This is a genomic window from Vibrio sp. HA2012, assembly GCF_002812955.1.
Classification (GTDB): Bacteria; Pseudomonadota; Gammaproteobacteria; order Enterobacterales; family Vibrionaceae; genus Vibrio.
Genome location: NZ_PFXK01000002.1, coordinates 303,662 through 319,720, shown reverse-complemented (window position 1 = coordinate 319,720; position 16,059 = coordinate 303,662). Strand labels below are relative to the sequence as shown.

The window sequence follows — 16,059 nt, the reverse complement described above, 5'->3', positions numbered from 1 at the left end:
CTTATTTATTATTCTGTTCCACTTGTACAGTCAGGTTCCTTAGCAGTCGCTAACCTTCCAGGGAAATAGAAAGAAAATTGTGATATTAATGCAGAAATTCAGGGGGGTTAGTGACATAATAGTTAGCTCGTCAGGCTAATGTTTTTTCAGGTCGGCTGGCTATCAAATTAAAACAACAAGGATTGTATTTGTGTTACAAAATAACATTTGGCTGGTATTTTATACCGTCTCGCTTGTAATGAGTATAAGTATCATTAGCAATTATTATCTGTTTATATCCCGAAAAAAAATACATCAACAGAAAAATAACTTACTGGATAAAGCCAAATATTTTGAAAATAAAAACACCAAATTAGCAAAGAAATTTGAACAGTCTCAGATAATTAACACTCACCTAGCAGGTCTGGGTTTAGACTGTTTAAAATATAATTCTGCAACTCTGGAAACAGGAAGCCCGCAATATCGGCTGCGAACTCTTCTGGAGCAAATGAAATCAATATCAGCAGATAGTATGAGCTCTAGTGCACAAGAACACCCCGTATTAATTCATCAGTGGGTCTCTTCTTATTCCGAATCATTAACTGAAGAGTTTCCTAATCACAATTTGCAAATACAATATTGTCCCGATCTGCTTGCCTATATAGACACAACATGGCTTGCATTTGCAATCAGCACCATTTATCAGCATAGTTTTTCCGCAGGCACATCTCTTTACCTGATAATTCAGGAAAGTGAGAATAGCCCTCAACACCTTAGCCTGCAATTTTCTAATACTTCATCCTTTTATGTTAGCGACAAAAGCATCCCCCCCAAAATGTCCGTTGAAATGATGCTATTACAGCAAAAAGCTGAATCTTTAGGTGGTGCATTAGACTATCAGGTTTCAGATGCTGGGCAATGGATGATAACTATCCGCTTTTGTTGTTCTTATCGAACCCTTCCTTCACCTGGTGAAGTTTTTCCACTGGGTACTTTACCTGTTGCTCCGGATGAATCACCATTACTGCTCCTGCTTAGTGCAGATACTGACCTGTCTAACTGGCTAATTGAGCAACTCTCTGATTGCTACCGAGTAGTAACTTGCGGAAGCTTAAAAGGCCTTGAACATCAGATAGAAGAGAGTGAGCCAGATCTAATTCTTTCCTCATTAATACTGCCGGACGGGGAAACCATCAACTGGATGAACCAACAAAAACTGTCTGGTCATCCGCTATATATCCCTTTTATTCTCATCAGTGACAATAACGATATATCAATCCAGTATCAGGTCTGGCAAAATCTGGCTGACGATTTTATTTCTCACCCGATTAATATCAATATTCTAAAACTACGCCTTAACGCAATTGTTGCCAACCGAAACCGCCTGCAACAATATCTGCTTTCTCTGGCATTACCGAGCCAGACCCTGACACCGCCGATGCCAGAATGCATACCAGGAACAATGTCTATGGGTAACCAACAAGAACAGGAATTCGCAAGCAGACTACAAAAAGAACTGACCAATCTGATTACTACCGGTGGTATAACTACAGAGTTATTGGCCGAAAAAATGTATATTAGCTCCCGTTCATTACAACGGAAAATCAAAGAGTTATTTGGCATCACCTGTACTCAGTACATCCGTTCACTTCAGTTTCAACTGGCTGTAGAAAAAATGCAGCAGGGAGCCACCATTAAAGAGGCAGCTTTAACATCCGGGTTCAGAGATCAGGCATACTTTAGCCGAGTGTTTAAGAATGAATACAAAATAACGCCAAGTGAATTCAAAAAAAAACTAGAGAAAGGAGACCGCTCTTCCCCGGTTTTTGAAACGGTTCAGGATACTTAGCCGGAACTGTACATAAGAGTGACCGACAACCGTTGGAGTAACGATTTATATTGTTCGTTAAGTTTCAGCTCTGCGGTTGCAGAACGCAGATTCATCAACAATTGTTTTTCACATTTAGTTATAATTTCTTCGAGCAAGATCTCAACACGTTCCTCTGTTTGGGAAGGAAACAGCAATAAAAACTGACCGCCACCTAAACGACCAATGGCCACATCTTCCGCGATCATCCCTTTGACAGTCCTTGCAAATTGCTGGATGCGGATATCAGCTATAGCACTGCCTTGTTCTTCATATATCTTTTCCAGACTGGCAATCTCAAGCAGTGCAGCACTTATCGTGCTGTTATTCTGTCTGGAAGCATTTGTTAGCTCATGCATTTGCTGAAGGATATGACTACGGCATGAAAATCCAGTTAAATCATCAGTTTCAGCCTGCTTTCTCAGTCTGGCCAGCAACAGCTCCCTTTCGGTAACATCCATAAAGCGGATAATAGACCCGGATAAATGATCATTTTTATCCAAAATTGATTGTTGGGAAATTTCATACCAATGCTGATTATCCAGATGTATCAATTTAGGCCAATCATTTCCATCATTTCCAATAAAATCGTATATTTCATATATAGAACCAATATTGGTCGTTATCTCTATATCTGGGAACAGATTCTTAGCAGTTAAATTATAATCTATCACTCGTCGACTATTGTCTATGATCAAATAGGCATCATTCAATTGATCGAAAATATGTGTTCTTGCAATTGGAATTAAATCAATAAACTGATATCGATAAATACCAACAGCAAATGCAACCGCTGAAAAACCATAACCAAAACTAGCCGCATCTAACCCATTAATCCCCCAACCGGAAAGAAAAAACAGATAACAGATCCAGGTAGATGTTGTTCCCAGCATAATTAATACTATTTGAGGTTTTAAAGCTTGAGTACAACTTCTCCACTGGGAATAAAAAATAATCAAAGAAACAATGACAACGATATGTATGAAAAAACTATAAATATAATAGATAAAATTTAAACTAAGTTGACTAAATGATAACCCATCTTCATAACGAATTCCCGTTACCTTGAGTGGTACCAGATGATAAATATCCACATTTTGCAAAATTGCAAAAATAATACTGAACACGATTAAAGGCACTATTTGCCAGGCCGGTGCTTGTCTCGCTTTTTGATAAGTAAAACTCATTAGCAAAATACAGGAAGGAATAAATGCTGAAAATGTTACTTCAATATCTATCCAGTGCTGTGCTTCTTCTACTGATCGGCTGGTAAGTTCAAGTCCATATGCACCAGCGCCAATACCATACCCCAGAGTTAAACCGATAAACCAGACTGTAATAGGTCGATTAATGTAATTGGTGGCTTTTCCTGCCACAATAAAACAGATTGCCGCAATTACAAAAAGACAGTAGCTGTATAAAGTGAAGTCGCTCAAAATCGTTTCAATACATGTAAAAATGAGAGGTTACTCTAAAAAATTTTGCATGATAAGGAAAGCTACAATTCACGTATTTAGCCATCACATATCAAAACTGTGTACATTTGCACATTTACGACAACCACTTGTACAAGTCGGCCATTTTATTGAGAAATTCTGATAATTACAGTATCAATAGTATTTGGGTAATGATCTCATAAAATATGAAATCAGTAGAACACACACAGCAAACAGTTGGTACACAAATGGCAGATTTAGAAAAATCCAAAACCGAACTAGAAATCGAAATTATTAATGAGTTAAAGGTCTCAAATAAATATCTAAAACGTATCTCATTCGCAGTTATGACGCTATTTTTATTCTTCATTCTGATGATTGCATTCGTATTTTTTGTTGACACATACTATTGAGAAAGTAATATGCCTGTTAAAATAACGTCTATATTGATATGTTTTTCCTTTCTATGTGGATACGCATATTCTGGTGAAACAAAGAAAGAATCGCCCTGCCAAGTTTATTTTCCAGATGAACTTGCAGCTAAACAGCTAACCATTGATACCCTACCTAAAGATAAAATTGGTAAAGTTGAATGGGACGGCCAATGTACTGAAGGAAAAGCAATAGGAAAAGGAAAACTATATATTGACCTTCTGGATAAGGGACCATATATCGAGATCAGTGGTAATACTGAGCACGGTAAGTTTGTTAAAAAAGTTGATATTGGAACATATAAACAACCGAGAACGAGTGACATAAGAACCGGTTCATCCGGAAGTTATTGGGTATATGAAGATAGCATCTTTGATTCCGAAGCTGATTACGATAAACATCTTTTAATTTTAGAAAGTGAAAATGAATTTTCAAAACTAAATTTAAAAGATTCAGATATTGATACTCTATTTTCCTTTATAAAGACATACGAGAGCACACCAAAATCTGTAATGATAATAGAGTATCTGTTGGAAGATAGTGAAAACTTAGAATTAATGAATAAGATAGCCGATGTTGATTTTATTCCGAAAAACTATCGCGCAACAGCATCAGAGATCGTAAAGAAAACCCTGAATGAAAAATACAAACTGTCTATATTAACTAACATTAAAGAAGAAAAATCAGGAAGTAGATACATTCCAACTGTGAGCAATACTTACTACACGACAGTCGACGAGAGTTACTATGTAGATGGTCAGTATGTTAGCAAATATAAAACTCAGGAGAATAATGTCGTCAGCGATGGTTATGATGAATCTATCTATACAAAAAATCTCATTTTTGCCATAGACAATCAGTCAGATAAGGCCTACTCCATTCTGTTTCAGGCTAACTGGACATCAACAGAGTATTACTATGAAGAAGAAAGCTACTGCAGTCGTATGGGATGGATATTTTGTAAACAGTGGTCGAAGCGTAATGTTAGGAAAGAAAAATATATTCCTAAACGATATAGACAATACTTCATTATGTCCCCACAGGGAAGAGTCAAAAACAGAATTACTCTGGGAGAAAAAGAACCGGATGATTTGGTATATACAATCACTGAATTCAATATCGTACCTTCCGACATTTTTGAAGAGTATAGCCGTGTTATGGAGGGAGTCAGTGAAGAAAATTTGGCTAAAATCCATCAGCTTAAAGACGAAAAAATTCTGATTCCTTATCTGAAGAACTTAGAGGACAGGGCTTCTGTGATCAGAAGAAAGCTGGATGAAATCTTCTCAGATAAGCATATTGCCGATTCAAGCTTTGCTGTTGTACTACCCCAAAAATATGACCCAGAATTCACCAATAAAGTGACCATTAATGTTATAGCTAAAAATATGCCTCTGAATATAACATTAAAGACGCCTGTCGGTGAAAAACAGGCGGATGCTTATAAGAAAATATCAGGCATAAAAATCTCTGACTACTGCTTCTTCTGCGAATATCAGGGAGAAATTGTGCTTGAAGGCATAAAAGGAATATCCGGTAAACAATGGAATACGGATGTGAGCGTTGGTTTTGTAAGACCCGTTAACAGTACCCATTAAAATTAGTCCCTTCCATTAAAAAATAAGCCTCAGCAGACTTTGGTTGCTGAGGCTTATTATCTATTTTCCAGAAAATGAACCTAACGACTAGGCTCCTATTCCCAATTCTGTCGGCGAGGCGGATTTTAACTGAGCCTGCTTACGCTTAGCGTGGTAAGCCGAGCTTTCTTCGCTGAACAAATCTCTCAGATAATCATAGGTTGTTGGAGGAACAATTTTTCTGATGTCATCCCACTCATTCTGGAACAACAATTTACGCACCAGAGAGGCTGAAATCGGCAATTCCCCTTCTTCGCAGCGAGGGATTTCCACCAGAGTAATTGGAGGACTTTCCAGAGAAGGGGTTGTCAGCCACTGATGCATCTGCTGATTATAGAAGCGGGTAACTTTACAAATAGGCTCAGTACCAACAAAACGATGAGTCACGCCTAATGCAGGACCAATATAATCCCGGAACAGCTGCAGATCAACTGCCGTATGACAATAGTTAATGACACCTTCATCTTTCAGGAAGTAACTCGGAAAGGTCGCTCGGGAGATAATGTAATCCGACCCCGGATGAATAATAACATTACCAAACTCTTCCACACCAGCTCGGATCATATTCAGACGATCCAGATAAGAAAAAAAGGAACGATCTTCTTTTACAACAAACAGGTGTACCCAGTCACACTCTTTTGAGGCATGTTCTACCAGATAACGGTGCCCATAAGTAAACGGATTGGCATTCATCACGATACTGCCAATTTTCTCTCCAGGCTTCCGAACCATCGCCAATTTATTACAATAACGCTGGAGGCGATTTTTGCTATTTTCCAGCAGGATAACCCTGTCCTTTACCGAGGTCAGCAGATAGAATCCCGCATTGCGGAACATCTGATAATTCTCAGGCTTGGTATAAATAAATAGATTATAACGCCCCAGATCATAAGCCTGAGTCACTATTTCGGTTAATAGCTTAGTGGACAAACCATGTCCCTGGTGCGCATCATCGACTGCAATTGATTTTAGTGTATTACCGGCTAACCCTGCACAACCGACAACATTAACACCACTAAATGCAATAACGAATAACTCAACATCAGCATCAACTCCTAACCCCATTCTGGTCAGAAACTCACGCACTTTCTCCATTTTGCTGCTATTTCCATTTTTAATCTTTTCAAAATTGTATGAAATAAGCACTTACATTTCTCGATAATGGGTTTACTGGAAAATTATCGCCTTTATTCTGACTAAGAAGCATGATTTAAGTCATGCCCTTCGGGAGAGATAATATCCTTAATGGCGTTTATGAATTTATTCTTTACATAGTCACGGTGTGGGTCTAGCAACATTTCAACACTGTTATAAAAACAAATTCATAAAAACCGAATAAGTCAGCCTGAAATACACCTCAGACTGACTTAATTTTTTCTTCAGTTAGCTACTGACTGTTATGCAGACTGAGTCTGCTGTTTACGGTTACGCAGCATACCCAGAATCGGCAGGCCAACCGACAACAGTGTGATTGCAATCAGTACCTGTGCCACGGTTGAATGTACAAAGATGGACAGATCCTGGTTCGAAATACGGAATGCCTGGCGGAACGACTGCTCCATAGTTCCACCCACAATACACGCCAAAATCATTGGTGCTGTTGGGATATGTGTACGTTTCATTACAACACCAGCCACACCCAGAATCGTCAGAATATAGAAATCGATGACTGAGTTACTGATAGCAAAACAACCGATGAATGCCAGACCCAGAACAATTGGGTATAGGATCTTAGGTGGAATTGCCAGCACACGAACCAGAATACCAGCCAGAGGAATATTCACGACCGCAAGGATAAAGTTAGCCACAAACATACTTGCAATCAGACCCCATGCAGTTTCCGGATACTGAGCAAACAGAAGCGGACCAGGCTGAATACCCAGCATCAGAAGCGCCCCCATCATTACCGCTGTAGTACCAGAACCAGGTACACCTAGTGACAGCATTGGGATCATTGCACCGATAGAGGCCGCATTGTTTGCTGATTCAGGTGCAGCAAGACCTTCGATCGCACCTTTACCAAACTCTTCGCTACGCTTAGACAGTTGCTTCTCGTTGTTGTAGCACATCAGTGAAGCCATTGTACCACCGGCGCCAGGCAAAGCACCAATAATAAAGCCAACAGGTGCACTGCGCAGGATAGGCCATTTACAACGAGGCCAGTCGTCACCGCTGATCCAGATTCGTTTGAACTCAGTTTGTGCTTTTTTACTGCCTTCACTCAGAGAACGGAAGCTCTTGAATACTTCACCCAGAGCATAGATACCGATAATGACCACCAGGAAGTCAACACCCGTTTGTAGTTCAAGACTACCAAAAGTAAAGCGTTCAACACCAGACTGAGCATCAATACCGATAGTTGCAATAGCCAGACCGAATACCATCGACAAGAAGCCTTTCAGCATATTGCCTTTAGACATAGAAGCTGTCATTGACAGAGCAGTCACCATCAGCAGGAAGTATTCTGCCGGACCAAATTTCAGAGCAAAGTTGGCGACTGGTTCCGCAAGCAGAGTCATCAGCACAGCCGCTATCGTACCACCAATCAGAGAGGCAATAGCAGACATTGCCAAGGCTGATTCTGCACGTCCTTGCATTGCCATGGGATAACCGTCAAATGTTGCAGCCAGAGCTGCGCCGTCTCCCGGAGTGTTAATCAGAATCGAACTACGGGAACCACCGAACATTGCACCAATGTAAACACCGGTCATAGTGATCAGAGCCGCTGTCGGTCCCATTGCAAAAGTCATTGGTAGCAGAACGGCTACACCCGTTGCAGGGCCTAAGCCTGGTAACATACCTACGATAGTACCCAGTACACCACCAACAGTGACCAGAAGTAGATGGTAAGGTTGCAGAGCAACGCCAAATCCATTAATTAAGTTAGCTAAAATATCAGTCATGACAATCTCACCTTATTCCCCGAATGGTAGTGGAGGAAGACTAATGCTTAATAACGTGTTAAATACGAAATAAACACCGACGGAGAAAAGAAGTGCAATAATAATACTTTTCATCCAGGATTTTTTTCCGCTGGTAATAGTCAGCATACAGAACATAAACATAAATGTACTGATTATATATCCCAGGTGTTCAAATACAAGAGCATAACCAACGGCAATAATACAAGTATATAGAATACGACGACGGTCATTTTTTCTGGATTCATCTTCATTAATAAGATTTTTATAAGCCAGAACTGCTGCTTTAAAATCACTTTTAACTAGCACAAGGATGCCAATTAAAACAGACACGGCAGAAACGCCAAGTGGAAAATAAAGAGGATCCATAGGGTTACCGAATGCTGCACGAGGCATTGTATATGTCATATAGCCATATATAAGTCCAAATGCTACCCCGAATAATCCCGTAAATGCATCCCAATTAGGACGAACATTTTTGTTTTCCATAGGATTTATTCCTTATGCTAAATATAAAATAAATTAAAATGTGTGTTTAAATTTGAAATAAGAGGGAATTGCTCCCTCTTATAATTAAAGAAATTACGCATTACTTTTTAGAGAAAATTTCTGCCAGAATTTCTTTATATTGTTCGTTGGTTTTTGCCAGGAATTTAGTGAAGTCTTCACCATTCTGGTAAGCATCATCCCAACCGTTACGCTTACGTGCTTCAGCCCACTCTGGAGTTGCCACCATCTCTTTCAGTGTGTCATTCCAGTAAGTTACCGCGTATGCAGGCATATCTTTAGGACCAAACAGACCACGCCAGTTTTCAAACGTTACATCAATACCTTGTTCTTTCACTGTTGGGATTTCAGCGACAGCACCATCACCGATACGCTTGTCAGCAGTCTGAGCAAGTGCACGCAGGTTGCCACTCTTAACAAGAGAAGTCACATCACCCAGACCAGTAGAGATCAAATCAACATGGCCACCAAGAACCTGAGCAACAGCACCGCCATCCTGGAAAGAGATGTAGTCAATCTGGTTCAGTTTTGGAACGCCAGCCGCTTTAGCAACCATCAGGAACTGAATGTGGTCCATACTACCTGCAGAAGAAGTACCACCAATCTTCACACTCTTAGGATCGTTCTTCAGTGCATCCATGACTTCTTTAATAGAAGTGTATTTAGAGTCTTTTGAAACCACAAAAGCAGCATAATCAGTAATCAGACGAGCCAGAGGAGTCGTATCTTCATAGCTGTATTTACTTGCACCAGTCAGGTTAGTTAGCAGGATCGGTGGTGAATAAACTGAAATCAGATTATCTTTGCCTTTCTGAGTCTGCATGTAAGCAAGGTTTACTGCACCACCACCACCAGGACGGTTAGTAACAGGCATATTAGATTCAACCAAACCTGTATCTTTCAGAGTTTTCGCTACTGTACGGATGGTTAAGTCCCAACCACCACCAGCACCAGATGGCGCAACGAATGAAAGAGTTTTAGGCGGCTGATAATCCTTTGCTACCGCACTGCTCAGAGGCATAACTGCAATAGAAGCTACTGCAGCACCGATCATAACGCTTTTTAGTTTCATGTTCATTGAAGTACCTATTATGGTTATTGATATCATTCAATCTATCGCAGACTCACGTGAATCAACATCAGATTGATATAGGTATTATTGACGAAGACTAAAGTAGGTAATGTGATTTAAAACTCTTAAAGTTAGTTCTTTAATGCTGAAAATGGCGTTTATGACTTTAAATATTAACTAACACGAAAACAGGGAAAGAGACAGGAACTTGCAGGCAAAACACGCAAACATAACGTTTGAAGCAAAAATGGAAATGAGATCTTTTTCTACTTTACTACTTTTCTCCGAACAAAGCGAACAAATTTCATCCCCTTTATCATACTAAATTCTAACACTAAAGCAGCCGGTAAACCGGCTGCAAAGACATCCTTAATACTTTCACGTCACATACGTAAAAGCCCGTTCAGACATCATAAGTCGTTGATGCGGTATCACCACCTGTCCCCGTCCAATTAGTATGGAAGAACTGACCACGAGGCTTGTCAACCCGTTCATAAGTATGGGCACCGAAGTAATCACGCTGAGCCTGCAACATATTGGCTGGCAAACGAGCGGTAGTATACCCGTCCAAAAATGCCAGAGCGGATGTCATCGTTGGCATTGGCAAACCGATTTCCAGTGATTTAGCAGCGACTTTACGCCACCCGGCCATACCATCGGCCAGAATCGTTCTGAAATACGGATCAGACCCCAGGAATTTAAGATCCGGATTGGTTTCATACGCATCCCGAATATTACCAAGGAAAGCACTACGGATAATACACCCCCCACGCCACATCAATGCAACGTTACCGTAATTCAGTGACCAATCATTTTCTTCTGATGCTTCGCGGATCAGCATAAAGCCTTGCGCATAAGAAATAATTTTAGAAGCAAGTAGAGCCTGACGCAGCGCATCAACCCACTCAGTCTTATCCCCTTCGATTTTCACAATGGTTTTACCAAACAACGTTTCAGCTTCTACTCGCTGCTCTTTAAGAGAAGAAAGACAACGCGCAAAAACAGATTCCGTAATCAATGTCAACGGGATTCCGAGATCCAGTGCATTAATCCCCGTCCATTTTCCGGTTCCTTTCTGACCAGCCGTATCCAGAATTTTTTCAACCAGGGGTTCCCCGTCTTCATCTTTATAGCCAAGAATGTCCGTCGTAATATCGATCAGATAACTATCCAGCTCTGTAGACTTCCACTCCTGAAAAATCGCCTGCATCTCGGAATAAGAAAGCCCAAGACCGTCTTTCATAAAATGATATGCTTCGCTGATAAGCTGCATATCACCATATTCAATACCATTGTGAACCATCTTTACGAAATGGCCGGCACCATCTTTACCCACCCAATCACAACAAGCTTCTCCGGCATCCGTTTTTGCCGAAATGGCCTGAAAGATCGGTTTTACATGCGGCCATGCTTCCGGAGAGCCACCCGGCATAATCGAAGGACCAAAACGGGCTCCCTCTTCACCACCAGAAACCCCAGTACCGATATAATAGAGACCTTTCTCTTTCAAGGCCGCCACACGGCGGTTAGTGTCCGGATAGTTTGAGTTACCACCATCAATAATAATATCGCCTTTATCCAATAACGGCACCAGCGCATCAATAAAGTGATCCACTACATCACCGGCACGCACCATCAGCATGACTTTACGCGGGGCTTCCAATTTAGCCACCAAATCTTCCAGTGATGTCGCACCAATAATATTTGTGCCTTTTGCCGCACCCTGCAAAAACTCATCCACTTTAGATACAGTACGATTAAATGCGACAACTTTAAAACCATGATCATTCATATTCAGGATAAGGTTCTGTCCCATAACTGCCAGGCCAATTACGCCAATATCACCTTTCATTTTTATTCCCCTCTCGCAAATAGTTTCGCTGCTGCGGCATCCAGATACCACTCCGTCTTACCCCGTGTAGATTTTACTTTAGCAGCGGGATACGGTAGTGCTTCTTCAGGCATATCATGAATTTCTTTCAAAACAGCGGCTTTACTTTCCCCCAGAACCAGGTAAGTAATACGCTCTGCATTTGCCAGAAGCCGGGCTGTTTTGGAAATACGTAATTGACCACTTTCTGGGTGTGATGCAATCACGGTTAGGTTTTCGTCTTTAAAATCGGTTTTATATGGGAAAAGAGAAGCTGTGTGGCCATCGCCCCCCATCCCCAGCAGGATCCAGTCAAAAACAGGAAGGGTATTTTTATGTGGAATCACCGCGTCCATTTCATTAGCAAAACGAATGACTTCTTTTTCCGGACTATCTTCTCCGCGAATACGGTGAATATTTTCTTCAGGCAGTTCAACATGGCTGAACAGCAGTGTATTGGCTTCGCCATAATTACTTTCCGGATCCGTTGGTTCTACACACCGCTCATCTCCCCACCAAAAATGCAGATTGTGCCACTGAATGCTTTCCGCATACGGAGTCTGAGCCAACGTTTTAAACAGCAATTTCGGTGTACTTCCGCCAGATAAAGAAATATGAACAGGGCGTCCTTCCAGACTCATTTTCAGCATAGTGTCTGCCAGAGAGATAACTACGGCTTCAGGTGTTTCGAATAATTTATAATCCATCATTACAACTCACAATAATCAGTATCAGTCAGGTTCTTACATGGGAAGCGCCAGTCCCGGCCATCATTCTTTAATAACTCATCCGCTTCTTTGGGTCCCCATGTTCCCGCTGCGTACCCAAACAGGTGTTCGCAGTTTTCTTTAAAATTCAGTATTGGCTGAACAAACTTCCAACAGGTTTGTACGGCATCACTACGGGTAAACAACGTAGCATCACCTTTCATACAGTCCAGCAACAGACGTTCATAAGCCGTCAACATGTTGGCTTCACCCATATCATCATAGTGAAAATCCATCGATACCTGCTTGGTCTCGAATCCTGCTCCCGGTTTCTTCAGGCCGAAACTCATCAAAATACCTTCATCCGGCTGAATACGGATAATCAGTTTATTCTCCGGCGAATTCGCACTAAAAATCGGATGCGGTGTATCTTTAAAATGGATGACTACTTCCGTCACCCGGGTAGGCAGACGTTTACCGGTACGAACATAAAAAGGAACACCATTCCAGCGCCAGTTATCAATAAACATTTTCAATCCGACATAGGTTTCCGTTCTGGAATCTTCTGACACCCCTTTTTCTTCCCGGTAACCAGGCAGATACTGTCCGCGGACTTCCGAACCAGTATACTGCCCCAGTATCAGGTTCTGTTTCAGATCCTGCTCAGACAGAGGACGGAAGCTCTGCATCACTTTCACTGCTTCATCCCGCATAGAATCTGCGTTGATCGCTGACGGAGGTTCCATTGCAACCATAGCCAGTACCTGCAGCAGGTGGTTCTGGAACATATCCCGCATCGCACCGGCGGTGTCGTAATAACCACCCCGCTCTTCGACCCCAAGAAATTCAGCTGATGTGATTTCCACATGGTCGATAAAGTTACGGTTCCATAAAGGCTCAAACAGAGCGTTCGAAAAGCGGAAAACCAGTAAATTTTGTACGGTTTCTTTACCAAGATAATGGTCAATACGGTAAATCTGATGCTCTTTAAAATAAGCATGAATGGTCTGATCCAGCTCAGTAGCAGACTGCAAATCGTACCCAAACGGTTTTTCTACAATCAGGTTTTTCCAGCCATCGTGTTCTTCATTCAGACCATGCGCAGCCAGACATTCCGGAATCACACCGTAAAGGCTGGGTGGCGTAGACAGGTAATACACTGTATTACCGCCTGTATTGTGTTTCTTGTGTACCTCTTCGAGTCTGGCTTTTAATGCCCCATATTCTGTTCTATCAGATGTATTAAGAGCCTGATAATAAAGATGTTCACAAAAACCGCTCAGATGAGCCTCATTGGTCTCTGAACCGGCCTGTAAGGCCAATTTCATCTTATCCCGGAACCCCTGATCGGAAAAATCAGTCCGGCTTGCCCCTAAAATAGCAAAATCCGGGGGCAGGAGGTCATTCACATAAAGGTGATAAAACGCAGGAATAAGTTTTCGCTGCGTTAAATCACCGGAAGCGCCAAAAATGACGATTATGTTATTTTCCGGGATCAATACTGTTGGCTTATCATCGTCCCTTCTTTCTACATTAACCATAGCGTTCTCATTGCAGTTAATACTGCTATTGTTTGCCTTTCTCCATCATTATGCCCATGACAGCCATTAAGACGGAGCCCTTAAGTTAACGACTGTCCCTACTATAGGTTTACCGGTAACACAGTTCAACCCATTATTTATTCTTTCTATTTCCTATAAATAGGCCATAGTAATTTTCAGCGGAAGGACTCAGAACTTAGTCCACACATTCAGTTCAAGAAAATAGCCATGCGACAAAAGATAATAAACCTTCTGACTCTTTCAAAGTCGAGTCTGCCTATTGTTTTGATAGGCAAAGCCGTGACACTTTGCCAGATCACACTTTTCGTATCCTGTACCGCAGATAAACAGTTAGTTTATTGCATTGCTAAACCGATTTAGTAAACTATTTTTCAGCAAAAATGCGTAATCAAAGGTTTAAAAATATGAACAGAGTTTGGGTTACCGGCGATGCCGTTGTAGATTTGATTCCCGAAGGCACAGAAACCTATCTGAAATGCCCGGGTGGAGCCCCAGCTAACGTAGCGGTAGCCGTTTCCCGCTTAGGTGGTGACAGTGCTTTCTTTGGTCGGGTGGGTCAGGATCCTCTGGGCCGGTTTATGCAGAAGACACTGTCCGCTGAAGGCGTCGATACTCAGTTTATGCTGCTGGACGAAAAACAGCGCACTTCTACAGTAATTGTCGATCTGGATGATTCCGGGGAGCGTAGCTTCACTTTTATGGTTAAACCAAGCGCCGATCAGTTTACCCAGCTTGATGATATTCCGGAATTTTCCGCTGGTCAGTGGCTGCATGTCTGTTCCATTGCTCTGGCTAACGAGCCAAGCCGCAGCACAACTTTTACAGCAATGGAACAGATAAAAGCCGCCGGAGGCTGTGTCAGTTTTGACCCGAATTTACGTGATGAAGTATGGGCCAATCAGTCTGAGATCAAATCGGTGGTGCTAAAAGCCGTTGCACTGGCAGATGTCGTTAAATTCTCTGATGATGAGCTGCTGTTCCTGACCGATACCAGTACGCTGGAAGAGGGGCTGAAATATATCGGAGCCTACCATAATCCTCTGGTGCTTATCACACAGGGGGCGAAAGGAGCGCTGGTTATCCATAACGGCACACAAGAACTGGTTGCCGGTAAGGCCGTGCAACCTAAAGATACAACCGGTGCCGGGGATGCATTCGTTGGTGGTTTAATCACTCGTTTGGCTCAAAGCGACAACTGGAACAATAAGGAAACTATTTATGATGCAGTTCGCTGGGCAAATGGCTGCGGTGCTCTGGCAACAACTCAAAAAGGAGCAATGACAGCCTTACCATCTGAGTCTGCCCTGCTGAAATACATCGGCTAAGAAACTTTATTTAACAGATAAAAAATTCCCCCCAGAACCCAAATGGCTTCGGGGGAATTGATGCCACAGAGCGTTTATTCCGCTAATGCCGCATCCAGAGCTGCTGTTAAAATAGGGTGATCCGGAGTCATATCCGGAGCAAAATGCCCAATGATGTCACCTTCTCTGCTGACAAGAAATTTCTCAAAATTCCACAGAATATCACCATCTTTTATTTCAAAACCATACCCTTTTAGCTTGTCCACAAAACCGCTATCAGGAGCTGTGGTACGTTCAGGCAGAGCAGAAAACAATGCCTTATACAGAGGATGCCGATGTTCTCCGTTAACATCCACTTTGCTGAACATAGGGAAAGTAACGCCAAAACGAGCGGTGCAGAATGACTTGATATCTGCGTCTTCCCCCGGTTCCTGCGCACCAAACTGGTTACACGGGAATCCCAATATCTCGAAACCTTGCTCTTTATGTGCTTCATACAGTTTTTCCAGAGCCTCATATTGAGGCGTCAAACCACATTCAGAAGCTGTATTGACAACCAACAGTGCTTTGCCTTTATAGTCAGATAATTTTTGTGCTTTACCGTCAATGGTCACTACATCAATATCGTAAATTGAGCCCATGGTACTTTCCTTTCTCATTTGTTATGGATATATATTGACCCTTCCGGCCAACTCACCAATAAAAATAGCGCAAAATTATATTGCGCACAACTTTTATTATGAACTTTCCCATCAACATCACAAC

12 protein-coding genes are annotated in these 16,059 nt (G+C 41.8%); 3 read left to right on the top strand and 9 right to left on the bottom strand.

Going from position 1 to position 16,059, the window contains the following annotated elements:
* Positions 1-511: 511 nt before the first annotated feature.
* Complete coding sequence (locus CSW98_RS05265; RefSeq protein ID WP_157810335.1) at positions 512-1,828, top strand: helix-turn-helix domain-containing protein; 1,317 nt, start codon at positions 512-514, stop codon at positions 1,826-1,828.
* Here CSW98_RS05265 and CSW98_RS05260 read toward each other — a convergent pair.
* Positions 1,825-3,282, bottom strand: coding sequence for a histidine kinase N-terminal 7TM domain-containing diguanylate cyclase (locus CSW98_RS05260; RefSeq protein WP_100799411.1), 1,458 nt, complete (start codon positions 3,280-3,282; stop codon positions 1,825-1,827). The genes CSW98_RS05265 and CSW98_RS05260 overlap by 4 nt on opposite strands.
* Before the next feature lie 422 nt (positions 3,283-3,704).
* Between CSW98_RS05260 and CSW98_RS05255 the strand changes: the two genes are divergently transcribed.
* A complete protein-coding gene (locus tag CSW98_RS05255; protein WP_100799410.1) occupies positions 3,705-5,312 on the top strand; it encodes a hypothetical protein in 1,608 nt (535 codons plus the stop codon).
* An 87-nt stretch (positions 5,313-5,399) separates the two neighbouring features.
* Here CSW98_RS05255 and citC read toward each other — a convergent pair whose 3' ends face one another.
* The 7 genes from citC to zwf all read right to left on the bottom strand — a co-directional run bounded on the left by citC (position 5,400) and on the right by zwf (position 13,969).
* Positions 5,400-6,497, bottom strand: a complete 1,098-nt coding sequence (gene citC, locus CSW98_RS05250) for a [citrate (pro-3S)-lyase] ligase (protein ID WP_100799409.1) — start codon at positions 6,495-6,497, stop codon at positions 5,400-5,402.
* Positions 6,498-6,748: 251 nt separating this feature from the next.
* A complete protein-coding gene (locus tag CSW98_RS05245; protein WP_100799408.1) occupies positions 6,749-8,254 on the bottom strand; it encodes a tripartite tricarboxylate transporter permease in 1,506 nt (501 codons plus the stop codon).
* A gap of 12 nt (positions 8,255-8,266) precedes the next feature.
* Positions 8,267-8,761 carry a tripartite tricarboxylate transporter TctB family protein gene (locus tag CSW98_RS05240; protein WP_100799407.1) on the bottom strand — a complete coding sequence of 165 codons (495 nt, stop codon included), beginning with the start codon at positions 8,759-8,761 and terminating at the stop codon, positions 8,267-8,269.
* Between the two features lie 100 nt (positions 8,762-8,861).
* Positions 8,862-9,857: a Bug family tripartite tricarboxylate transporter substrate binding protein gene (locus CSW98_RS05235; protein WP_100799406.1), complete on the bottom strand. Its 996-nt coding sequence runs from the start codon at positions 9,855-9,857 to the stop codon at positions 8,862-8,864.
* 397 nt (positions 9,858-10,254) lie between these two features.
* Positions 10,255-11,703 (bottom strand): decarboxylating NADP(+)-dependent phosphogluconate dehydrogenase, encoded by a 1,449-nt coding sequence (gene gnd / locus CSW98_RS05230; RefSeq protein ID WP_100799405.1) that lies wholly within the window; start codon positions 11,701-11,703, stop codon positions 10,255-10,257.
* 2 nt (positions 11,704-11,705) lie between these two features.
* Positions 11,706-12,431: a 6-phosphogluconolactonase gene (gene pgl, locus CSW98_RS05225; protein WP_100799404.1), complete on the bottom strand. Its 726-nt coding sequence runs from the start codon at positions 12,429-12,431 to the stop codon at positions 11,706-11,708.
* Positions 12,431-13,969: a glucose-6-phosphate dehydrogenase gene (gene zwf / locus CSW98_RS05220; protein ID WP_100799403.1), complete on the bottom strand. Its 1,539-nt coding sequence runs from the start codon at positions 13,967-13,969 to the stop codon at positions 12,431-12,433. The genes pgl and zwf overlap by 1 nt, the downstream gene beginning before the upstream one ends.
* A 425-nt stretch (positions 13,970-14,394) precedes the next feature.
* Here zwf and cscK point away from each other — a divergent pair, with 425 nt between their 5' ends.
* The gene (gene cscK, locus CSW98_RS05215; protein WP_100799402.1) at positions 14,395-15,315 is read left to right on the top strand and encodes a fructokinase; all 921 of its coding nucleotides are present in this window, start codon (positions 14,395-14,397) and stop codon (positions 15,313-15,315) included.
* A 74-nt stretch (positions 15,316-15,389) separates the two neighbouring features.
* Here cscK and CSW98_RS05210 read toward each other — a convergent pair whose 3' ends face one another.
* On the bottom strand, positions 15,390-15,935 hold the full coding sequence (locus CSW98_RS05210; RefSeq protein WP_100799401.1) for a glutathione peroxidase: 546 nt from the start codon (positions 15,933-15,935) through the stop codon (positions 15,390-15,392).
* Positions 15,936-16,059 lie beyond the last annotated feature (124 nt).